The following is a 23,062-nucleotide window of genomic DNA, read 5'->3' as shown; positions in this document are numbered from 1 at the left end:
GCCGGTCTCAGTCGATCGGCGTCAGCTTCGCCACGCTGAGTGCCAGCCACTTGGTGCCGTGGCGGCCGAAGCTGACCTGGGCGCGGGCGTCCGGCCCCTTGCCTTCGAGCGCCAGGACCACGCCCTCGCCGAACTTGTTGTGGAACACCGCCTGCTTCACCCGCAGGCCATGCCCGGCGGAGTCGGCCGCGCTGCGCACCATCGCGGCCGGCACCGGCGCGGCCCAGGCCGGTGGCGGCGCCGGGGCGGGGGTCCACGCGGGCTTGGGTGTGCTGCCGTAGCCACCGCCAAATCCACTGCCGAACCCGCTGCCCGACCCGGACCCGAAGCTCTGCCGCTTCGGCGTGAGCCACTTCAGCGCCTCCTCGGGCAGCTCGTCCAGGAAGCGGCTTTTCACGTTGTAGCGCGTCTGGCCGTGCAGCATCCGCGTCTGGCTGTGGCTGATGTAGAGCCGCTGGCGGGCGCGGGTGATGGCGACGTACATCAAGCGGCGCTCTTCCTCCAGCCCGTCGGCTTCGGTGGCGGCGTTCTCGTGCGGGAACAGCCCTTCCTCCAGCCCGGTGATGAACACCGCGTCGAACTCCAGCCCCTTGGCGGCGTGGACGGTCATCATCTGCACGGCGTCCTGGCCGGCCTGCGCCTGGTTGTCGCCGGCTTCGAGCGCGGCGTGGGTCAGGAAGGCGGCCAGCGGTGACAGGATCTCGCCCGTCTCCGCGTCCGGCAGCAACTCGGCCGCCGTCTGCCCCATCTCGTCCACCGGCAGCGCCACCGCGTCCTTGCCAAACCCCTCGATCGTCACGAACGCTTCCGCCGCGTTGACGAGTTCCTCCAGGTTCTCGATGCGGTCCTGGCCTTCCTTCTCGGTGCGGTAGAAGTCCACCAGCCCGCTCGTGGCGAGCACCTGCTCGATGATGACCCGCAGCGTGTGGCCCTGGGTGGTCGCGCGCAGCCCGTCGATCAGGCGGCTGAACCCGGCGATCTTCACGCCCGCCGCGCCGGTCAACCCGCTGACCGCCTGGTAGAGGCTGCGTCCGCTGCTGCGGGCGACTTCCTGCAACTGCTCGACCGAGCGCGTGCCGATGCCGCGGGCGGGGAAATTGACGACGCGCAGGAAGCTGGTGTCGTCGTTCGGGTTCTCGATCAGCCGCAGGTAGGCCAGCGCGTGCTTCACCTCGGCCCGCTCGAAAAATCGCAGCCCGCCATACACCCGGTACGGCACGCCCGCGTTGAACAGCGCCGACTCCAGCACCCGCGACTGCGCGTTGCTGCGGTAGAGCAGGGCGCATTCCGAGCGGTTCATGCCGCCGCGGTGCAACTGCTGCAGCTCCTCCAGCAGCCACGCCGCCTCGGCGAAGTCACTGGTGGCTTCATAGACCCGCACCGGCTCGCCCGGCCCCGCCTCGGTGCGCAGGTTCTTGCCCAGCCGCCCGGTGTTGCGCGAGATCAGCGCGTTGGCCGAGTCGAGGATGTTGCCGAAGCTGCGGTAGTTGCGCTCCAGCTTGATCAGCTTGGCGACGCGGTACTCGCGCTCGAAGTCCGCCATGTTGCCGACCCGCGCACCGCGGAAGGCGTAGATGCTCTGGTCGTCGTCGCCCACCGCGAACACCGCGCACGGCACGTCCCCCTGCGCCGGATCGCCCGCGAACATCTTCAGCCAGGCGTACTGCAGCCGGTTCGTGTCCTGGAACTCATCGACGAGGATGTGCTGAAAACGCCGCCGATAGTGCTCGCGCAGGCCGGCATCGTCGCGCATCAGCTCGTAACTGCGCAGCATCAGCTCGGCGAAGTCCACCACGCCCTCGCGCTGGCACTGGTCTTCGTAGGCCTGGTAGATCTCGGCGAGCTTCTGGCTGTGCGGGTCGTGAACGTCCACGTCCTTCGGGCGCTTGCCTTCTTCCTTGGCGCCGGCGATGAACCACGCCACCTGCTTCGGGACAAAGCGTTCCTCGTCGAGCTTCATCGCCTTGAGGATGCGCTTGACGGCGCCGAGCGAGTCGGCGGTGTCGAGGATCTGGAAGCTTTGCGGCAGGCCGGCCTGTTTCCAGTGGGCGCGCAGGAAGCGGTTGCACAGCCCGTGGAAGGTGCCGATCCACATGCCGCGCACGTTGAACGGCAGCATCGCGCCGAGCCGGGTCAGCATCTCCTTGGCGGCCTTGTTCGTGAACGTCACCGCCATCAGCCCGGCCGGCGAGACCTGACCCGTCTGCAGCAGCCACGCGATGCGGGTCGTCAGCACGCGGGTCTTGCCCGATCCGGCGCCCGCCAGGATGAGTCCCGGCTCGGGCGGCAGCGTGACCGCGGCGAGCTGTTCGGGGTTGAGGTTGGCGAGCAGGCGGGACGACACCGGCGCGGTGGGGTCGTGGGGGAGCAGGGTGTCTGGCATGCGGAAATTCTACGTGCGCCCTGCGGCTGGCTCAGTCATTGCGCCTGTCAGAAGACAAAGTTTCGATTTTGCTGATTCAGGGTGGTATCCAACCAAAATGGGCGCCATTTAAGTCGTAAATATGAAATGATTGTCACGATACCTTTCAAAAAGCCCACTTTGCGTCGTGATTTACTAGACGAAATCTGACCGAAAGTTATTGGGTTGGTAGGTTGTGGTACCGCCTCAGGTTAGCCTTTGCGGCGCTGAAAAACGTTCCGGGTGGCTCGCTCCATGAGTCCGTCACGGCCATTTCAGCGGCCTGCACACCTGCTCGCCCAACAAGAAAATCAAGGCTGGATATGTCCTCGTACACCGCTGGTGCTCGCTGTCTCTTGACCCTGTTCGCCCTTCTGGCACGCCTGCACCGAGGGGCGGCCAGGGCGCTCCTGCTGTGCGGATGGCTGTGTGGATCGCTGGTACCGGCAGCCCATGCCGCGTCGTTCAACTGGTCGGTGGCGAGCTGCATCAGTGCGGTCCCCTGCACGGCCGTCGGCGGACTCACCCGCTTCAGCAACGCCGTGACCGGTGCCAACCCCCGCGACATCCTGCTGGAGGTCATCTCGACCACCAACGGCGCCACCGTCTACGCCGCCGCCACGGGCGCGGCGTCGGGCGGCACGTCCTACATCGACGGCAAGGTTGGCACCAACCTGACCCCCGGCGCCAAATCGCAGGTGACCTTCCGCCTGCGCTTCGTCACCCCGAACACCACCCTCGACAGCCCGCTGCCCGGCCCGGTGTACTTCACCAGCCTGGACACCGACGGGATGCAGAGCGCCACCAGTGGCGGCTACCGCGAGCGGTTCGAGATCATCACGCCCACGTCCAACTTCGACATCGGCCCGCAGCTCGAACCGACGGTGGCGCTCACTGCCGGCGGTGTGGCCTATTCCCCCAAGATCTGTACCGTGGGCGGCGTGGTCGGCTGCGACGACCCCAGCTATGGCGGGGTGGGCAACTACGTCTTCTATTCGCTGCTGAACACCACGCCGAACGTGGCCGCCACGGCCATCTATACCGGCACGGTCGGCAACATCGACTTTGCCTTCGGTCTCGAAGTGTCGCCGGCGGGCCCTGGTTCGGTGCGCGAGCCGTTCCGCCAGTACGGCATCGCTGGCGGTGTGCCGGACGCCGACATGGTCCCCGGCCCGATCACCTGCACGCCCGGCACGGTGGCCGCCGGCAGCACGACCACCTGCTCCCTCACCTGCACCAACAACGGACCCGACCAGGCCATCAACCCGTCCTGCGACATCACCAGCGCGCTCCCCGCCGATGCGGTTCGCACGGGCTGCGGCACCCTGTCCGGCCTGCTCGCCAACCAGGGCACACGCACCTGCAGCGTCACCTTCAAGCCCCCCACCGGTGGCCTCTGGAACCTGGTCGGCGGCACCGGTGCGCTCAACGACACCAACGGCGGCGCCGTCCAGACTGCCGGCAACAACCCGGCCGCCGGCTCGCTCACGGTGACGGTGCCGACGACGGCGGACATGGTGCCGCTGTTCGGCAACCTGCCAGTGCGCCTGAGTCCGGGCGGCAGCTACACCGGCCTGACCCTGACCTGTTCGAACGCGCCCGGCGGCGCCGCCGCACTGGCGGCCACCTGCGCCCCGACCGCCTCGGCCGGCACGGTCAGCGCCGTGAACTGCTCGCCCGCCACCGGCAGCGCCGTGGCCGCCGGCACCGGCATGGTCTGCACCTTCAACTACGCCGCACCCGGCACCCCAGGTGGCAGCGACACGCCCGAAACTGCCGTGCTGTTCACCGGCACCACCGGCGCCACCAACGACGCGGCCCCCGCCAACAACACCACCACGGCCTCGGTGTCGCTGCTCGACGCGCTGGATGAATCCACCACCACGCCGTATGGCACGGCGGCTGCGCTGTCCGTGCTGGCCAACGACACCAGCGACGGCACCACGGCGGCCAGCCCCAGCAACGTGACGCTGACCGTGACCAGCCCCGCGACGCCGGGTTCGGCCTTCGACATCACCAGCCGCGTCTTCAGCACCAGTGCCGCGACGCTGCCCGGCACCTACACCCTCGGCTACCAGCTCTGTGCCAACCCGGCGCCCGTGCCGGCCGTCTGCGACACCGCCACCGCCACCATCGTCGTCGGCCCCGGCGCCGACATGGTGCCGACCTTCGGCGCACTGCCGGGCGTCGTCCACCCCGGCCAGCTCTACACCGGCCTGACGCTGAACTGCACCAACGTCGCCGGCGGTGCGAGCGCAGCCACCGCCCGTGGCACGCTCTGCCAGCCGACGGCCAGCGCCGGCACGGTCAGCAACACCGTCTGCACGCCGCTGGTCGGCGCGGATGTCGCCAGCGGGGCCGTGCAGACCTGCACCTTCTCCTACCAGGCCCCTGGCGTCCAGGGTGGCACCGACGAGCCGACCACCGCCATCACCTTCACCGGCACGACCGGCGCCACCAATGACCTCAACGGCGGCGTGACCACGGGCGGCAACAACCTCGTCACGGCCGCCGCTGTCGTCATCGACGCGCTCGACGACGCCACCACCCGCGCTGGTGGCCTGACCGGCCAGACCTTCGCGCTCGACGCCAACGACCAGTTCCCGGTCGGCAGCCTCTTCACCTTGCGCACGGGCGGCACCTGCGCCAACGCCAGCGTGGGCAACACCGGTCTGGCCACCTACGACGTGCCGGTCAGCGGTACCTGCACCGTGCCCTACCAGGTCTGTGCCCCGGCGCCGAACTCGACCGCCTGTGACACCGCCACGCTCACCGTCACGGCCACCGTCGCCGACATGGCCGCCACCTTCCGCGGTCTGCCCAGCACGTTGCGCCCCGGCCAAGCTCTCACCGGTCTGGGCCTGACCTGCACCAACGTGTCCGCCACGGGTGCCGCCACGGCCGCCACCTGCGCACCGACGGCCAGCGCCGGCACGGTGTCCGCCGTCGTGTGCAGCCCGGCGGCGGGCGCAACGGTTGCCCCCAGTGCGGCCATTGCCTGCACCTTCAGCTACACGGCCCCCGGCGTCCAGGGCGGCACAGACGAACCGACGCTCTCGGTGGTCTTCACCGGCACGACCGGCGCCACCAACGACACCAACGCGGCCAACAACGTCGTCCAGTCGCCGGCCACGGTCATCGACGCCGTGGACGACAGCGTCGGCCAGCCCGGCGGCAGCACCGGCCGCACCACGCCGCTGGCCCCGAACGACCAGTATCCGGTCGGCAGCACCTTCACCGGCACGGGCGGCACCTGCGCCAACGCCAGCGTGGGCGCGACCGGCGTGGCGACCTACGACGTGCCGGCCAGCGGCACCTGCACCGTCACCTACCAGCTCTGCGCCCCGGCTCCCGAGGCGACCACCTGCGACTTCGCCACCCTCACCGTCACGGCCGGCGCAGCCGACCTGTCACCGGTGTTCAGCGGCGTGCCGCGTGTCGTCGGCCCCGGCCAGCGGTACACCGGACTCGCGCTGACCTGCACCAACGCCGCCGGTGGCGCCCCTGCCACGTCACCCACCTGCGTGCCTAGCGCCTCGGTCGGCACCGTCGCCGACCTCGTCTGCACCCCCACGCCCGGCGCGGACCTCGCCGCCGGCGCCCCCATCGCCTGCACCTTCTCGTACACGGCACCCGGCACCCGCGGCGGCGCCGACGAGCCGACCACCGCCGTGGTCTTCCGCGGCCAGACCGGTGCGGCCAACGACAGCAACGGCGGCACCAGCGCCAACGGCAACAACCTGACGCTGGTCTCGGCCACGCTGATCGACGCCCTTGACGACACCGATGTCCACCCGGCCGGCCTGACCAGCCAGACCACCAACGTGGCCACCAACGACCAGTACCCGGTCGGCAGCACCTTCACCCGCACCGGCGGCACCTGTGCCTTCGCCAGCATGGCCCCGACCGGCACCGCCACCTACGACATGCCGGCCAGCGGTGCCTGCACCGTCGTCTACCAGGTCTGCGCACCGACGCCGGACACCGCGTCCTGCGACACCGCCACGCTCACCGTCACGGTGAACTCGTCCGACATGGTCCCGGGCTTCTCCGGCCTGCCGACGGTGGTGCGGCCGGGCCAGCAGGTGTCCGGACTCGGGCTGACCTGCCGCAATGCGACCGGCGTGGCGGCGGCGACCGGCGCGCTGTGCCAGCCGAGCGCCTCGGTCGGCACTGTCACCAACCTCCAGTGCGCGCCGGCCAGCGGCAGCACCATCGCCGCCGGTGCGGCCATCGCCTGCACCTTCGACTACACGGCACCCGGCACGCTGGGCGGTGGCCGTGAAAGCACCACCGCGGTGGTCTTCACCGGCACCACGGGTGCCACCAACGACAGCAACGGCGGCCTGACCTCCGGCGGCAACAACAGCGTCAGCAGCACCGCCACCCTGATCGACGCCGTCAATGACGGCCCGGCCACGGTGCCGAGCACCGGCGCACGCGTGCCGCTGTATGGCAACGACACGCTCGGCGGCAGTGCCGTCGGTGTGGCGCAGGTGGTGCCGACGCTGATCGACACCAGCAGCCTGATCGGCGCGACCGTGGACGCCGCGACCGGCGAACTCGTCGTTCCCGCGGGTGCCGCACCGGGCAGCTACACGCTGACCTACCAGCTCTGCGCGGTCGGCGCACCGACGGTGTGCGACCAGGCGAACGTGCTCGTCACGGTGCAGGGCGCGGACATGGTGCCGACCTTCTCGGGCCTGCCCGGTGCCGTCTCCCCCGGCAGCTCCGTCGCCGGCACGCTGACCTGCACCAACAACGGCCCGACCGCGGCGACCCAGGCCACCTGTGCCGCCACGGGCGCTGTGGTGGGTGTCTGCACGGTCGGCGGCGTGGCGGTCACGCTGCCGGTGGCGAACCTGCCGGCGGGCAGCGCCATCGTCTGCGCCATCACTGCCACGGCCCCCGCCAATGGCGTGGTTGCGCTCACCGGACTGACCGGCGCCACCAACGACACCCAGGGCGGAACCGGCTCCGGTGGCAACAACAGCACCACGGCCACGCTGCCGGTGATCGACGCCGTCAACGATGGTCCCGTCACCGTCCCGGCCACGGGCGGCAGCATCCCCCTGTTCGGCAACGACACCCTCGGCGGATCGCCCGTCGTCTCCACCCAGGTCACGGTCACGCTCACCAACCTGGGCGGCCTGACGGGCGCCACGGTCGATGCGCAAGGCCGCCTCGCCGTGCCCGCCAACACGGCGCCGGGTGCCTACACGCTGACCTACCGGATCTGTGCCAACCCGGCCACCACCCCGGCGGCCTGCGACACGGCCACGGTGGCGGTCAACGTGCTGGGCGAGCCGGATCTGCAGGTCGGCAAGACCCACAGCCCGGCCATCTTCACCGAGCGCCACACCGGCACCTACACCATCACTGCCCGCAACACCGGGGGTTTCGCGACCAGCCTGCCGTACACGGTGGTGGACACGCTGCCTGCAGGCATGGTGGTCGCTGCCGTGCCCACCGGCACCGGCTGGGACTGCAGCACGACCGTGGTCGGCGCCAGCACCGCCACCTGCACGTCGAGCGCGGTGGTCGCCACGGGTGCCACGGCGGCGCCGATCACGCTGGTCGTGAACGTCGCGGCCGGCGCCTGCGCCACGCCGGATGCCAATGGGCTGTGCTCGGTCGCGGCCGGCACGGCGCTGGTCAACAACGTCCGCATCAGTGGCGGCGGCGAGTCCGGCGTGGGCGGCACCAGCACCAACAACACGGGCAGCGACCCCACCCCCGTCCAGCAGGCTGGCGCCGTCTCGGGCCGCGTCTGGCGCGATACCAACCACGACCGCGTGCAAGCGGGCGGCGAGGCGGGCGTGGCGGGCATGGCCGTCGAAGTGCTGGACGCCAGCGGCATCCTCGCCGGCACCGCCACCACCGACGCGCTGGGCGACTACCGCGTGGACGGCCTCGTGCCGGGCAGCGGGTTCTCGGTGCGTTTCCGCGACCCGGTCAGTGGCGCCTACTACGGCCGGCCCATCTCGAACGACCCGGCCGGCGGCAATGACCCGACCGCCACCAGTGGCACCGGCGTGGTGGCGAGCGGCGTGATCCGCAATCTCACCGTGCCGTCCGGCCAGCGGGCCCGCATCAACCAGAGCCTGCCGCTGGACCCGAGCGGCATCGTCTACGGCACCGACACCCGTGCTCCGGTCGGTGGCATCCGGGTCGAGCTGCTGGACGCGGCGGGTGTGGCGGTGCCGGCGGGCTGCCTGGTGGGCGGCGCCAACAGCGTGCTCACGCCGTCGGCTGGCACGTTGGCGGGGGCCTACAGCTTCTTGCTGAACAACCCGGTCCCGGCGGGCTGCCCCGGCGCAGCGGCTTACCAGTTGCGCATCCTCCCGACGAGCGACTACGTGGTCAGCAAGACCCTGCCGGCCGACACCGGCACGCTGACCCCGCCGATCGGCTGCACCAACGGCGCGGTGGGTGGCATCTGCACGGTGCAAGCGCAGAACGCCGCGCCCACCGGCACCGAGCCGACGCCCTGGTACACGTCGCTGCGGCTCGACCCCGCCGCCGGTCCGGACGTGGTGAACAACCACATCCCGCTCGACTCGTCCATCGCACCCGCGCTGCTGGTCATCAAGACCGGCGACCGGGCACAGGCCGAACTCGGCGACTCGGTGCGCTACACCGTGGTCGTCAAGCGGTCGGACAGCGGGCGCGCGCTGCTGCCGGTGCTGGAGGTGGTGGACACGCTGCCGGCCGGCTTCCGCTACATCGACGGCACGGCACAGGTCAACGGGGCCAGCATCGCCGATCCGGTCGGCAAGCCCGGCCCGGCGCTGCGCTTCTCGCTCGGCACGCTGGCCGGGGGCAGCACGGCGACGCTGACCTACCGTGTCCGCGTCGGTGTCGGTGCGCAGCAAGGCACCGGCATCAACAGCGCGCAGGCCACCGGCACTCCCGGCGCCACCTGCGGCACGACGCCCGATGCGCTGTGCTCCAACGTCAGCCAGTTCCGCGTGCGGGTCACGGGCGGCGTGTTCGCGGCCGACGCCTGCGTGGTCGGCAAGGTGTTCGTCGATTGCAACCACAACCATGTGCAGGACGGGGAAGAACTCGGCATCCCGGGGGTGCGGATGTACCTCACCGACGGCACCAGCCTCATCAGCGACGTGGAGGGCAAGTACAGCCTCTGCGGACTCGCGCCGCGCACGCAGGTGATGGTGGTGGACCAGACGACCCTGCCACGCGGCAGCCGCCTGACCACCACGTCCAGCCGCAACGCGGGCGACGCGGGCAGCCTGTTCCTCGACCTGAAGAACGGCGAGCTGCACCGGGCCGACGTGGTCGAGGGCAGTTGCTCGAACCGGGTGCTGGAGCAGGTCAAGGCCCGCCGCGCCCGCGGTGAAACCCAGTCGGCCGAGACCGAACGGCGTGGCCAGGTGCTGCGCTTCGACGGCAAGTCCGTCACCGCACCCGCCCAGGCCACCGACAGCGCCCGCCAGCGTGGCGGCACCGTCCAGCCACGGCAGCCCGACAGCGACTCCACCGCCACAGGCGCAGGAGCCGCGCAATGAGACCGACCACGATGCCAGTTCAGACCCGTGCCTTCCACGCCCTCCACGCGGTTGCGGCGGCGGTGGTGCTGCTTGGTGCCGGTGCCGCCCGCGCCGAACCGGGCGATGCCTCCCGCTACCAGCCGCTGTTCCAGGCCGTTGCTCCATCGACCGCACCGGCCGTGGTGCTCGATGGCCAGTACGCCGCCAATGCCCGCGTCGGCCAGATCCGGGTCGAAGTGCAGGGCGCAGGCGGCCCCGCCGACGGGGTCACGCCGGTCAGCGTCACCGTGTCCGTGTTCGACCGCGACGGCCAGCCGCTGCGGGACGCCGTGCTGCTCACCATCGAGCACGGTGGCACGGCGCGGCTGCAGCTCCCCGGCAACCCGACCGACGAGTTCGGCCCCAGCCGCAAGGACGCCGACCGCCGTGTGCCCGGCACCCAGTTGAAGGTGCTCGGCGGTCAGGCCACCTTCCAGTTGATTGCCCCGAGCCAGCCCGAGGACGTGCCGCTTCGCCTCACGGCGGGCGAAGCGGAGGTGTCCGGCCTGATTGCCTTCGCACCCGACCTGCGCGAGATGATCGCCGCCGGCCTGGTCGAGGGCGTGATCGGCAGCACCCGCCGCCGCTACGACAGCGCCATCGCCCCGGCCCGCGTGGACGACGGCTTCGAGTCCGAATTGCGCCAGTGGAGCCGCGGCTTCGACCATGGCCGCGGCGTGGCGGCGGCGCGGGCTGCGCTGTTCCTGAAGGGCAAGATCCGCGGCGACATGCTGCTGACGATGGCCTATGACAGCGACAAGGACACCCGCGCCCGCCTGCTCGGCGACATCCGGCCGGAGGAGTTCTACCCCGTCTACGGCGACGCCAGCGTCAAGGGCTTCGAGGCGAAGAGTGCGTCCAGGCTCTTCGTGCGGCTCGACAAGGACCGCCACTTCCTGCTCTACGGCGACTTCTCGACCGGTGACGCCTACACGGCCGCGGCCGGTGGCGGCCTCGTGGCGGGCACCCGGATGCGCCAGCTCGGCGCCTACCACCGGGTGATGACCGGCGTGCGCGGCCACTGGGAAACGCCGACCGGTGTCGCCAACGCCTACGCCAGCCGCGACACGCTGCGCCACGTCGTCGAGGAGATCCAGGCCAATGGCACCAGCGGCCCCTTCGCCGTCAGCGGCACGCAGGCATTGGAGAACAGCGAGCAGGTGCAGCTCGTCGTGCGCGACCGGAACCACCGCGACACCGTGCTGTCGGTGACGACGCTGGTGCGGCTCAACGACTACAGCTTCGAGCCGTTCAGCGGGCGCATCTTGCTGACCCGCCCGGTGCCGAGCCAGGATGCCGACGGCAACCCCCTCTCGCTGCGCATCGGCTACGAGATCGACCAGGGGGGCGAGGCGTTCTGGCTGCTGGGCGGGGATGCGCAGGCCAACCTGGGCGAGCGCGTCACCGTCGGCGGCAGCGCCGTGGAAGACCGCAACCCGAACGCCCGCTTCCGCCTGGCCAGCGTCAACACCGGCGTCAAGCTCAGCGAGCAGACCAGCCTCGTCGCCGAACTGGCCTTCACCGACGCCGACCTTGCCGCCCTGCGCCCGACGGTGACGGGCCTGGGCAACACGCCGCTGCCGGGGGGCGACACCACGATCGGCCGCGCGGGCCGCGTCGAGCTGGCCCACCGCAGCGACACGCTCACCGCCAAGGTCTACGCCAGCCGCACGGGCGCCGGCTTCGCCAACACGGCGGCCGGCGTGCAGCCCGGCAGCCAGCAGATCGGCGCCTCGGCCGCGCTCAAGGCGACCGGCACCGTGACGCTGAAAGCCGATGCCCAGCGCACCGACGACACCGGCAACGACGCCCGCCGCACCGGCCTGACCGTCGGCGCCGAAGTGGCGGTGACGCCGGCGCTGACGCTGGGTGGCGGTCTGCGCCGCATCGAGGAACGCGGCCGGATCCGCGGCGCGCTCGCCACGCTGGGCGCCAACCCGAGCGCGGGCAGCTACTTCACGCCCGGCTCGGAAGGCGGCTTCAGCGGCGCGGGCAGCAGCACGCTGTTCAACCTCAACAACGCACTCGCCACCACCGGCGCCGCCCCCGGCACCGTGCCCGATCTGGAGGCCACCACCGCCTTCGTCAGCGCCGCGTTCAAGGCCAGCGACCGGCTCACGCTGCGCGCGCTGGCCGAGGCCGACGTGACCGGCGACAGCCGCCACCGCGTCGAACTCGGCGCCAGCTACCAGCTCGCCGAGCGCACGCGGCTGTACCTGCGCGGCGAATCGCAGACCGGCCTGTCGTCGCAGTACGCGCTCGACAGCGCCGCCCACAGCAACGCCATCGCGCTGGGCATCGACGGCAGCTACATGGAGGGCGGCAACGTCTTCAGCGAATACCGGCTGCGCGACGCCACCGACGGCCGGGCCTCGCAGGTGGCGACCGGCGTGCGCAACGTCTGGCACGTCCGCGAAGGGCTGGCGCTCACCACCGGCCTGGAGCGGCTGAAGATCCTCGACGGCACCGGCCAGAACGCCACTGCCGCCGCCCTCGGCGCCGACTACACCGCCAGCGAGTGGTGGAAGGCGTCGGGCCGGCTGGAATGGCGCCGGCTGGATGCCGTGGGCACCAACGTGACGCAGGACTCCTGGCTCTCGACGCTGACCGTGGTGCGCAAGCTCGACCGCGACTGGACCGCGCTGGCCCGCAACTACTACCTCGCCACCGACAACCACGGCGCCCGCCCGGACGGCTGGCAGGACCGCTTGCAGCTCGGCTTCGCGTACCGCCCGGTGGACCACAACCGGCTCGATGTGCTCGGCAAGTACGAGTACAAGACCGAGGACAACATCAACGCCACCGACGAGGCGCGGCGCGTCCATGTCGGCGCGCTGCAGGCCAACTGGCACCCGAGCCGTGTCTGGTGGACCTCGGGCCGCGTGGCGGCCAAGGACGTGCGCGAACGCTTCCCGAACACGCAAGGTGGCGGCGACGACCGCTACCAGGCGTGGCTGCTGGGCGGGCGTCTCGTCTACGACGTGACCGAACACTGGGATCTCGGCCTGCAAGCCAGCGTCATGCGCGGCAAGGCCGACGGCCAGACCGGCGCGGCGCTGCAGAAATCGATCGGCGTGGAAGCCGGCTACCTCGTCAGCACCAACCTGTGGCTGTCGGCCGGCGTCAACTGGGCCGGTTTCAGCGACCGCGACCTGTCGAGCGACTACACCGCCCGGGGCGTCTACCTGCGCCTGCGCTACAAGTTCGACGCCGACCTCTGGGCCGGCAGCAACCCTGACATCAACCGCAGCCTGCCGCGATGAACCACACCACTTCCTCCCCGCGCATGGCACTGCGCCCGCTTGTGCTCGCCCTCGGTCTGCTCGCGGCCGTGCCTGTGGTCCACGCCGACGCGGCCACCGACGGCGCGCTCGCTGCCGACCACCGTGGCTACAAGGTCCAGCAGGACGCGGTCCAGGCGCTCAACGACACCGGTCGCCACCGCCTGGCCAGCTACCCGCTCGCCAAGGCGCAGTGCTGGCTCGACGTGAGCTTCCACGAGTACACGCGCAACGACCGCTCCGCTTTCCCGCAGGGCGCGCTCGACGCCTCGCGCCAGATCACCGACTACCTCGCCCGCGGCGGCGCGCCCGGTGCGGCCGAGAATCCCGCGCAGCAGACGCCGCTGGTCAACGGTGCGCTCAAGCTGCGCGACGACCTGTGGGCGCAGGCCGCGGCACTCAAGACCCACCCGGGCTGGCGCTGCGCCGAGAAGCTGGTGGCCTGCGGCGAGGTTGAACTCGTCCACGCCGGCAACGAGCACCGCCAGCAGGGCTGGCGCCACGCCAAGCCGTATGTGCAGATCGCCGAAGACCTGATCGGTGATGCCCGCTTGGCGGCCGAGGCTTGTCCGGCGTTGCCCGTGGCCGTGCCGGCGCCGGCCGTGCCCGTGGCGGCCAAGCCGGTGGAGACGCCACCGCCCGCACCGGTGGTGGTGTCCTCGCCGCCGGTGGTCCACGAGCGGATCGTGCTCAGTGCGAATGTGCTGTTTGCCTTCGACCGCCGTGGTCTGAACGACCTGCTGCCGGAAGGCCGCGGCCAGCTCGACCAGCTCGTCGCCCGCCTCGACCGGGTCTATGCCCGCGTGGACCGGCTGGAGCTGGTGGGCCACACCGACCGCCTCGGCACCGAGGTCTACAACGCCAAGCTGTCCAGCGACCGTGCCAGCACGGTCAAGGCGTATCTGCAGCAGCAGGGCGTGCAGGTCGATGTGCTCGCCTCTGGCCGCGGTGCCAGCGAGCCGCTGCCGCACGTCACCTGTGCGCAGCGCACGCAAGCCGCACTCGCCCAGTGCCTGCAGCCGAACCGCCGCGTCGAGATCAGCATCACCGGCGTGCCGCGCTGAGTCCGCCGGGCCGCGCCCGGAAAACCGTTATGCTTCAGAACGATCGAGTTCCTGTTCGAGGCGTGATGGCAGCGGTTTGAGCGGTTTGAGCGGTGTATGGCGACGCAAATCTGGCACCAGGTGATCCGGCAACACATCGACGGCGTGGTGGACAACCCCCACGTCGCCGACCTGCTGCGCCATTGGCACCAGTTGCGCCAGGACCGTGCGCGCGCACCGCTGGCCCTGTTCCACGCCGAACGCTGGCGGGCGCTGCACCCGCGCCTGATGCTGCTGCACCGCGAGGGCGACGAATTCGTCTACCGCCATTACGGCACCGAGATCGCCCGCCACTCCCAGGGCGACATGACCGGCCAGCGCGTGTCGGACTTCGGCGGCCGACTCACCGACTTCTTCCACGCCAGCTACCGCGACGCACTGGCGCACGACCAGCCGCTCTACACGGTGCATGTCTCGGACCGCTCGCTGTCCGTGTTCACCTGGGAACGGCTGATCCTGCCGCTGGCCGCTGGTGACGCACCGGGGGAGGGGGGCGACTGGCTGCTGGTCTACGGCCATCCGCTGCAGATGCGCCACCAGTTGCTCGAATCCGTGCTCGACGCCACCAGCGACGCCTTGCTGGCGCTGCGCCGCGTCTGCGATGCACGGGGCGCGGACCTGGGCTGGATGGGGCTGGTGATCAACCCGGCATTCACGGAGATGTTCGGGCTGGAGGTGCGCGAGGTGGTGGGGTTTCTGGTCCGGGACGTGCTGGCGGAGTGGCCGGCGCTCAACATCGAAGCCGAGTGCCTGCTGACCCTGCAGTCGCGCGGGCACCGGGCGGTCACGCGGGTGCTGCTGACCAGCCAGCACCAGTTGCGCTACCTGGACATCCAGATCCGCCCGCTGAAGGACGGCGTGGTCATCAGCCTGACCGACGCCACCGATCTCCACGAAGCCCAGAAGCGCCTGCGCCACCTCGCCACCACCGATGCCCTGACCGGGCTGGGCAACCGGCGCGAGTTCGATGACCAGTTGCGCCTGGAGGTGCAGCGCGCCCGCCGTTCCGGCGAGCCGCTGGCGCTGGTCATGGCCGACATCGACGCCTTCAAAGCCTACAACGACCACTGGGGCCACGCGGCGGGTGACGACTGTCTGCGCCAGTTCGCGCTGATCCTGAAGTCTGTCTTCGCCCGCGAGCTGGACGTGGTGGCCCGCTACGGCGGCGAGGAGTTCGCGGTCCTGCTGCCGGGCACAGGCGTGGAGGGCGCGCTGAACCTCACCGAGCGGATGCTGCTGCGGCTGCGGCGGGAGGCTTTGCCGCATCCGGCTTCCCCAGTGGCACCGGTCGTGACCGCCAGCTTCGGTGTGGCGACGTTCCAAGGGACCGGCGACGATGGTGAGGTCAGCCTGCTGCGCCGGGCGGACGAGGCGCTCTACCAGGCCAAGCAGGCCGGACGCAACCAGGTGTGCCGGGCGCGCTGAGTAGTCCGGCGGGCGCGTCATCTGCCGTGCAGACAGGGGTGCGGCGCTGCGGTGTCAGCCCGTTTGTGCAACGGTTTGGGCCTTCAGCGCCTGTCGCTCGGCGAGTTTGGCCTGGACGATTTCGGCATGGACCTCGCGAGGTGTACGGAAGTCGAGGATCTTGCGGGGCCGGTCACGCGCCAGCCCCCGGCTGATCGTCGAGGCCGAGCACTCCATCTGTCGGGCAATCTCTCGCTGGCTCAGCTTCTGCGCTTGCAGCAGCACAAGCTGCGTGCGCTCCTCCATGCTCAGGCTTGAATACTCTTGTCCCATCCGCTCAACCTGTTGATTTCATTGCCGTGTTGCACTTCAGTTTAGAGCGTGCCCATCATGCGCCGCATCAATGTGCGTAATTGGTGGTAGATCGATATCCGGTGATCAGGCAGGCTCGTCAACCTCACAGCCGGCACCTTCCTCTATGGCCTGGGTGCTCGGCTGCCAATGCCCTTGCGTCTCCTGAACGACGATGCGCTGCTTCACCAGCCGCTCCACCGTCTTGATCCGCTCCACCACCCGGCGGATTGGCGTGTTCCCCTCGGCGTGCGCCACGTACAGCAACCGGACCAGCTTGTCCGCCCAGCGCGGCACCTTGCCAGACTTCTCCCACCGGGCGACGGACTGCCCGTCGATGCCGATCATCTTGCCCAGTGCCGGCTGTGACAGCAGCATCCCGGCGCTGCGGATGTAGCGCAACTCGGTCCCGGTCAGCGTGCCGGCCTTGCGGGTCAGCTCCAGACAGATCGCCTCGGCGAGTCCGTCCAGGTCGTGAACCGTCACACCCTCGCCGAAGGGGGTATGCTTGATTTCGTAGCCATTGGCCAGCCACACATTGCGCAGCCCGCCGTCGGTGTAGTGGTACATGGTCAATCCTTGCTCACGTCGATCACGGTGACGACAACCAGGTCAGGCGCAGGGTGCTCGATGTAGACCACTGCCGCCACGTCAACGCCGGCCACGAAGTAGCGCATCCGGCACTTCAGCCCCGGATGCTTCATGTCCGGTTCCGGGGGGCTGTCCATGCGCCCATGCCTCAGCGTTTCCATCAGCATCTGATCGTTGATGTGGCGTTGCCGCATCCGCTGCCGTGCGTGAATCGTCGTCGTGACGTTCGACGAACTTTCTGCACTCAGCCTGATGTGCTTTTCAAGCTGGCGATTTGATGGTGCTCCCACGCGATGAACCTATCAATCTGATAGGGATAGATTCTGCACGAGGATGAGTATCCTTGCGCGTCGTGCGTGGTTCTGTGTGGTCATGCGTGGTCATGAGTCACGCCGATGGCACCAACGCGCGGAAGCCATCAAGCGCCTTTCAGGCGGCCCGGATCGGGATCACCTGCGCACCGTCGCGCAGCCGATCCAGGTAGTCCGCCCACGTCTGCATCATCTGCCTGCGCTGCCTCAGGTACTGCGCCCGGTCATAGGTGGACCCGAGCGGCCCTTTCTTCGAGTGTGCAAGCTGGGCTTCGATCCACTCGGGATCGACCCCGGGCAGGTTCTCGACGATGACGGTGCGGGCCAGGGCGCGGAAGCCGTGGGCGGTCATCTCCTCGCCGCTGAACCCAAGCCGACGCATCGCCGCGTTCAGGGTCACGTTGCTGATGTGGCGGTCCCGCGAGCGCAGACCAGGGAAGCAGTAGGGGCCTGATCCCGTCAGCGGCTGCAACTCGCGCAGCAGCGCCACGGACTGGCGGGCCAGCGGAACGACGGTTCAGGGTCACGTTGCTGATGTGGCGGTCCCGCGAGCGCAGACCAGGGAAGCAGTAGGGGCCTGATCCCGTCAGCGGCTGCAACTCGCGCAGCAGCGCCACGGACTGGCGGGCCAGCGGAACGACGTGCGCCGCGCCGTTGACCTTCTCCACCTTCAGCCGCTTCATGTTCTCGGACGGAATCGACCAGGTGGCGGCATCGAGATCCAAGTCATCCCACCGCATCGCAATCACGTTGCCAGGCCGCTGGAACACCAGCGCGGCCAGCTTCAGCGCGATCCGCGTTCCAGGCTGGCCGGTGTAGGCATCGAAGGCGCGCAGCAGCTCACCCACGCGCACGGGGTCGGTGATGGCAGGGTAGTGCTTGCCCACTGGTGCGGCCAGCGCGCCCCGCAGATCGGGCACCGGGTCGCGTTCGGCGTGGCCGGTGGCGATGGCATACCGGAACACCAAGCCGCACGTCTGTTTCACCCGGTGCGCGCTGTAGACCGCGCCCCGTGCCTCGACCCTGCGCAGCACCTCCAGCAGCATCGGTGCCGTGATGGCGCCGATAGGCAGCCTGCCCAGCCGCGGAAACACGTCGTCCTCCAACTGCTTGCTCGACCGCTTCGCATATCCGGTGCTCACGGCTGGCGTGTGAACCTTCTCCAGCCACTCCAGCGCCACAGCCTCGAAGGTGCCCGGCAGGGCTTCGCCGGCAGCGATCAGGGCCTCGGTGTGCTGCTGGCGCTGCTGTTCGGCCTTGCCGGCCTTGCGGGCCTCGCTCGGGTCGGTTCCTGCTGCAACGAGGGCGCGGGCCTCGTCTCGCCGCTTTCGGGCATCGGCCAGCGTCACCTCGGGGTACGTGCCCAGCCCGATCCGCTTCTCTTTCCCGCCGATCCGGTACTTCAGCCGCCACCACTTCCCGCCGTTCGGCTGCAGCTCCAGGTACAGCCCGCCACCGTCGGACAGCTTGCGGGGTTTGTCGCTGGGTTTCGCCTTGCGGATGGCGGCATCGCTCAGGGTATTGGTAGTAGCCATGTGGGGGCAGGTGGGGGCAGGTTTTTGAGCCGTTTCCGGTCTGCCCCCATTGTTGCCCCCACATGGGGGCAGGTTCAAGCGTGGCTTCCTGGGGTTCCTTGGGCAACAAAAAAGCCCTAGAGCGTTGATTCTCATAGGGCTTCTGGGGTTTGTTGGGGTCTTGCGGGGCCTGTCTTGGTCCCGCCGACAGGAATCGAACCTGTATCTGGCGCTTAGGAGGCGCCCGTTCTATCCATTGAACTACGGCGAGGACGGCGCGGCAGTGCGCGCTGGGAAGCCGGGAATTGTAGCTTGCGTGTCTGCCGCCTTGCGCGCGCCCCATTTCCACGTCCAGATCAGGTCCAGCGCGTTCTCGGTGCCGGACTGGGCGCGCAGGGTGAAGCGTTGCGCGGCGCGGTAGATGAGCTGCCACGTCCCGCTGGCGGCGTTCAGGCTGCGCTCGTAGCCGACGTACCAACGCTGGCTGATCTGCTTGCCCAGCGTGACGACGGTTTCGCGGGTGTCGCCGTCGCCGGCTTGCCGCACCGAGAGCTGGTCCAGCCCGATGCGCTCGACGAAGCTCGGGCCGTCGCTTTCCCCGGCGATCAGCGCGTAGGCGGCGCGTTGCAGCAAGGCCAGGTCGGTGCGCCCCAGTCCGTCGGACGCGCGGCCGAGGATGAGCCAGGACAGGCGGTCGGTGTCGGTCATCGTGGGCTCGCTGAACAGGCGGATGCGCGGGTTCTGCGCGGTGCCGGTGACGGTGACGCCGACGCGCACGTCCTCCAGGTCGGGGCGGATGGACTCGATGTCGAGCCGCGGGTTGTCGGCCACCCCGGTGAAGGCGATGACCGAGCGGTCGATGCGCAGCTTCTGGCCGTAGGCGGCGTAGGTGCCATCGACGGCGCGGATGTTGCCGTGGATCGCCAGCCGGTTGGCGGGGCTGCTCAGGCGCAGCTCGCCCGCCAGCCGCGTGTTCAGGCCGCGTCCGCGCAGCACGAAGGCGTCGCCCAGGTCGGCGCGCAGGTCGAGCGTGGTGGTGCGGCGGCTGGTGGCGCTGGTGTCGCGGGTGCGGGCCTCGCCCCGGCCGCGGTCCACCTCCACGTCATCGGCCAGCCCCGGCGCATCGCTCTGGGTGAAGTCGAAGCGGCCTTCGTCGGCGCGCACGCGGCCCTTGAGCTGGGTGCTCTGGGCGTCGAGCACCAGGTCGGCCTCGCCGCTGACGACGACCTTGCGGTCCACGCGCTGGAGCGCGGCGAAGTGGTCGGCGCTGACTTTCACGTTCAGCCGCGGTGCGGCGCCGAGCGTGGCTTCGCCGCGCGCCGACAGCGTCCCCGCTCCGGCGCGCACGCTGAAGGTGTCGATGCGCGCCGTCTCGCCGGCCAGCAGCACCTTGAGTTGCGCGTCGGTCCAGTCCACGCCCTGCAGCGTGTTGCGCACGGCGATCTGGCTGCCATTCAGTTCGCCGCTGAACGCCGGTGCGCCGAAGGTGCCGCCGACACGGGCTTCGGTGGCGAGCTGGCCCGACAGGCGCCAGCCCGGCGGCAGCCAGCGGCCCCAGTGGCCGAGCTGGGCGACCTGCAGGTCGATCTGACCCGCCACGGGGGCGTCTGCCGCAGGCCAGAGTGCGTGGCGGTCGGCGCGCACGGTCTGCTGGCCGTTCAGGCTGCCCAGGTTGCCGCCCGAGACGAGCTGGGTCAGGCGCCAGACTCCGTCGGCGGCGTTCAGTCGCAGCTTCAGGTCGGCCAGACCGAGACGGCGCGGGCCGGTGTTGAGGTCCGGGTCTTCGACGCTGAGGTCGCCGCCGTCGCGCTGCAGGGCGATGTCGGCGGTGAATTGCTCGGGCGTGGACAGCAGCTCGATGCGTCCGCCCAGCGTCAGGTCGCCGCCCCAGCCGAAGTCCGGCTGTGCCCTGGCCAGCAGTGGTGCCACCCGCAGCGGCGAGAGCCGGGCGCGCAGGCCCATGCGCGGTGTGGCGCCGCTCTGCCAGTCGGCGCTGTCGAGCTGGAACTGGGCGTCCATCAGCGTCAGCCGGCTGGCACCGAGCTTGACCGCGAATCCGCTGGTGTCCTGCACCAGACCGAGCGGGGCGGCGGGGTCGAGCTGGAGCAGGGCGGGTGGCGGCGCCGAGGACAGCGGGCCGGTCGCGCCGGACGGCACCAGGTCGCGCAGCTCCAGTTGGGCGATCTTGCCGTTCCAGTGCAGACCGGTGTCGCGGTGTTCGAGCGTGGTGCCGAGTTCGTCGGCGAGTCCACCGTCGAGCGAGAGCAGCGCCTGCAGCCGGCGAGCGGGGGTGTCGGCGCGTGCGGGTGCCTCGATCTGGCTGCGCAGTTGGAGCTGGTGGCTGGCCGCCGTGCCCTGGATGCGCAGGGCGACGGCACTCAGGCGCTGGCTGCCGGTGCGCAGGCTGGCGAGGTCGGCGGCGAGGTCGATCGTGTCGGCGGGGAAGGTGCCGAGCTTCCAGTGCAGGTCCAGCCCCTGGAGTTCGGTGTGCGGCAGGCGCAATTGGGCGCTGCGCGTCTGGCCGCTGCTGCGCACGCGGGGCCAGCGGCCGGTGAGGTCGAGTTCGCCCTGGGTGTCGCCGCTGACCTGGGTGGCCGAGCCGGCGAGTTTCAGCCACGGGTTGAGCCGTTCGGGGGCGCTGCTTTTCCACTGCAGGGCCCAGTGGTCTTCGCTGCCCGATGGGGTGAGGTCGCCGGTCAGGTGCAGGTCGGTGGCGTCGGCGGCGCCGGTGGGCGCGCCGGCGGATGCCTTGAGATCGAGGCTCCAGCGGGTGGGGCTGGCCGCAGGGGCCGCCGTGGGGGTGCCGGCGCGGGTCTGCAGCTTGAGCTGACCCGCCAGTGGCACGCCGGCGATCAGACTCGGGTCGATGTGCAGGTCGGCGTGGCCGGTGATCTCGGCCAGCCCGGCCAGGTCCGCAGTGGGATGCATGGGGATGCGCAGATCGGTGTCGAGCTGGCCATCGAGGCGGTGGGTGCCGCGTGGTCCGAGGGCCTGGGCTTCGCCGGGCCACCACACGCTGGGGTCGAAGGCGTCGAGCTTGGCCTTGAGCCGGACTTGCCAGTGCGCGTCGGCTTGTTCGGCATGGCCGCTGGCGTCGAGGTGTGCGGCGCCGCTGCGGGCCTGCAGTTGTTCCAGGTCGATGCGCTGCGGCGTGGCCTGGGCCTGCAGCAGCAGCCGCACCTCGGGCAGCCCGGCGCCGACGAGCTGTCCGCGCAGGTCGGTGTGCAGCGTGACGCGGCGGCTGGCGTCGGGGTTCTCGCCCAGCGATTGGCCGTAGGTGAGGGTGAGCGGGCCACTGACCTGTACCGCGGGTGCGCGCGGGTCTAGCCGGGCGGGGTAGAGGTCTTGCCAGGTGCTGCTGAGGGCGGCGTCGAGGCGGCGCTGCGCCCCCTGGCCGCTCAGGGACCAGCGCCCGCTGCCGAGCATGGTGCCGGCCGGTTCGCTGCCGTCGTGCAGGCTGACGAGCAGGGCGTCGAGCGTGCCGGTGTCCGGGTTGCGCAGGTCGCCGCTGGCGGTGATCTTGATGGACTCGACGGGGACGAGGTGCCGCGCCCAGGTACCGGGGCGCAGGTTCTGCAGCTCCAGGTGGACTTGTAGCCGCGGCTGGGCGGCGCCGGTGCGGGGGCGGGTGTCGAGCAGGGCGTCGATCTGGCCGGACAGCGCCGTGGTGGGCAGGCCGCTGGCGAAGGGCGCGAGGTCGAGCGCCTGCAGCCGCGCTTGCAGGTGGCTCAGCGGCTGGCGCTGGGCGGGGCGGACCTCGGCCTGCACGTCGAGCGACTGGCCGCGCGCGACCAGCCGGGTGTCGATGGCGATCTGCTGCAGCGGGCCGTGGGCGCGCAGATCGACGCGCCAGTCCCGCGCCAGCGTGCCTGCGGCGTCCTTGTCGTCTGGTGGAGCCTCGGGCGTGAGCACCAGCCGTGCCTCCAGCGGCATCGGTGCGTCCGCGCCCAGCGTGGCCAGACCGTGCAGCGCCAGGCGGTCCCAGTGCAGTTGCAGCGCGTCCACGCGGTGGACGCCGCCGCGCCCGGCTTGCAGGCTCAGCGCAGCCGACAGCCCGCGCACCGGGCGCGCCCGCAGGGCATCGACGCTGAGGCGGTCGATGCGGACCTCGCCGATCTGCACGTTGACCGGCAGGTTCAGCGCGGTGGGCAGCGCGGGCGGGTCGTCGTTGGCGGCGCTGCCTTGCAGGTCGAGGTGCGCGATCGACAGTTGCGCCAGACTCAGCAGCGGCGCCTTGCCCTCTGGCCAGCGCAGGTGGACGCCGCGCCAGCGGAGCTGGTCGATCTGCAGCACCTGCCGGGCGTTGAGCCGGTAGCGGAGCTGGTCGGCGTCGAAGTCGTCGAGCAGGCAGCCGCGCACGCCGCTGCTCTGCAGGCCCGGCACCAGTCCGAGCAGCCAGCGGCTGCCGGCTTCGGACGCCAGCGCGGCGTACAGGCCCCCGACCAGACCGGCCACCAGCAGCAGCACCAGCCCCGCCAGCAGGGGCCAGAGCGACCAGCGTGCCCGGCGCACCACGGACGGAGAGGCGGAGGTTTCGGGGTTGACCGGATCCATGC

At 70.6% G+C, this 23,062-nt stretch carries 10 protein-coding genes and 1 tRNA gene; 4 read left to right on the top strand and 7 right to left on the bottom strand.

The window, feature by feature from the left end; all coding sequences use genetic code 11:
* Positions 1 to 7: 7 nt before the first annotated feature.
* A complete protein-coding gene (locus QZW52_RS03585) occupies positions 8 to 2,383 on the bottom strand; it encodes a UvrD-helicase domain-containing protein (RefSeq protein ID WP_293995370.1) in 2,376 nt (791 codons plus the stop codon).
* 374 nt (positions 2,384 to 2,757) lie between these two features.
* Between QZW52_RS03585 and QZW52_RS03580 the strand changes: the two genes are divergently transcribed.
* The 4 genes from QZW52_RS03580 to QZW52_RS03565 all read left to right on the top strand — a co-directional run bounded on the left by QZW52_RS03580 (position 2,758) and on the right by QZW52_RS03565 (position 15,760).
* On the top strand, positions 2,758 to 9,930 hold the full coding sequence (locus tag QZW52_RS03580; RefSeq protein ID WP_293995367.1) for an SdrD B-like domain-containing protein: 7,173 nt from the start codon (positions 2,758 to 2,760) through the stop codon (positions 9,928 to 9,930).
* Complete coding sequence (locus QZW52_RS03575; RefSeq protein WP_293995365.1) at positions 9,927 to 13,214, top strand: TonB-dependent receptor; 3,288 nt, start codon at positions 9,927 to 9,929, stop codon at positions 13,212 to 13,214. Before QZW52_RS03580 ends, QZW52_RS03575 begins: the two co-directional genes overlap by 4 nt.
* A complete protein-coding gene (locus tag QZW52_RS03570) occupies positions 13,211 to 14,296 on the top strand; it encodes an OmpA family protein (protein ID WP_293995362.1) in 1,086 nt (361 codons plus the stop codon). The genes QZW52_RS03575 and QZW52_RS03570 overlap by 4 nt, the downstream gene beginning before the upstream one ends.
* A 96-nt stretch (positions 14,297 to 14,392) precedes the next feature.
* Positions 14,393 to 15,760 (top strand): sensor domain-containing diguanylate cyclase, encoded by a 1,368-nt coding sequence (locus QZW52_RS03565; RefSeq protein WP_293995360.1) that lies wholly within the window; start codon positions 14,393 to 14,395, stop codon positions 15,758 to 15,760.
* 54 nt (positions 15,761 to 15,814) lie between these two features.
* Here QZW52_RS03565 and QZW52_RS03560 read toward each other — a convergent pair whose 3' ends face one another.
* From QZW52_RS03560 to QZW52_RS03535, 6 genes are all read right to left on the bottom strand, one after another.
* Positions 15,815 to 16,072, bottom strand: a complete 258-nt coding sequence (locus tag QZW52_RS03560; protein WP_293995358.1) for a helix-turn-helix domain-containing protein — start codon at positions 16,070 to 16,072, stop codon at positions 15,815 to 15,817.
* A 105-nt stretch (positions 16,073 to 16,177) separates the two neighbouring features.
* Positions 16,178 to 16,660, bottom strand: a complete 483-nt coding sequence (locus QZW52_RS03555) for a hypothetical protein (protein ID WP_293995355.1) — start codon at positions 16,658 to 16,660, stop codon at positions 16,178 to 16,180.
* A 2-nt stretch (positions 16,661 to 16,662) separates the two neighbouring features.
* Entirely contained in the window at positions 16,663 to 16,971 is a 309-nt protein-coding gene (locus QZW52_RS03550; RefSeq protein ID WP_293995352.1) for a DUF4258 domain-containing protein, read from the bottom strand.
* Between the two features lie 245 nt (positions 16,972 to 17,216).
* The gene (locus QZW52_RS03545) at positions 17,217 to 18,527 is read right to left on the bottom strand and encodes a tyrosine-type recombinase/integrase (RefSeq protein WP_293995349.1); all 1,311 of its coding nucleotides are present in this window, start codon (positions 18,525 to 18,527) and stop codon (positions 17,217 to 17,219) included.
* A 175-nt stretch (positions 18,528 to 18,702) separates the two neighbouring features.
* Positions 18,703 to 18,777: transfer RNA gene (locus tag QZW52_RS03540), tRNA-Arg, on the bottom strand.
* Positions 18,768 to 23,060 carry a translocation/assembly module TamB domain-containing protein gene (locus QZW52_RS03535; protein WP_293995346.1) on the bottom strand — a complete coding sequence of 1,431 codons (4,293 nt, stop codon included), beginning with the start codon at positions 23,058 to 23,060 and terminating at the stop codon, positions 18,768 to 18,770. The genes QZW52_RS03540 and QZW52_RS03535 overlap by 10 nt, the downstream gene beginning before the upstream one ends.
* Between the last annotated feature and the right edge of the window lie 2 nt (positions 23,061 to 23,062).

This window comes from Sphaerotilus sp. (assembly GCF_013299175.1).
Taxonomy (GTDB): Bacteria; Pseudomonadota; Gammaproteobacteria; order Burkholderiales; family Burkholderiaceae_C; genus Sphaerotilus.
Note: the sequence above shows the minus strand (reverse complement) of the source record. Positions and strands in the feature narration are given on the sequence as shown.

Coding starts and splice junctions, on each gene's coding strand:
- QZW52_RS03585 (WP_293995370.1), bottom strand. CDS start 2,383: ATGCCAGACACCCTGCTCCCCCACGACCCCACCGCGCCGGTGTCGTCC.
- QZW52_RS03575 (WP_293995365.1), top strand. CDS start 9,927: ATGAGACCGACCACGATGCCAGTTCAGACCCGTGCCTTCCACGCCCTC.
- QZW52_RS03570 (WP_293995362.1), top strand. CDS start 13,211: ATGAACCACACCACTTCCTCCCCGCGCATGGCACTGCGCCCGCTTGTG.
- QZW52_RS03565 (WP_293995360.1), top strand. CDS start 14,393: ATGGCGACGCAAATCTGGCACCAGGTGATCCGGCAACACATCGACGGC.
- QZW52_RS03560 (WP_293995358.1), bottom strand. CDS start 16,072: ATGGGACAAGAGTATTCAAGCCTGAGCATGGAGGAGCGCACGCAGCTT.
- QZW52_RS03555 (WP_293995355.1), bottom strand. CDS start 16,660: ATGTACCACTACACCGACGGCGGGCTGCGCAATGTGTGGCTGGCCAAT.
- QZW52_RS03545 (WP_293995349.1), bottom strand. CDS start 18,527: ATGGCTACTACCAATACCCTGAGCGATGCCGCCATCCGCAAGGCGAAA.
- QZW52_RS03535 (WP_293995346.1), bottom strand. CDS start 23,060: ATGGATCCGGTCAACCCCGAAACCTCCGCCTCTCCGTCCGTGGTGCGC.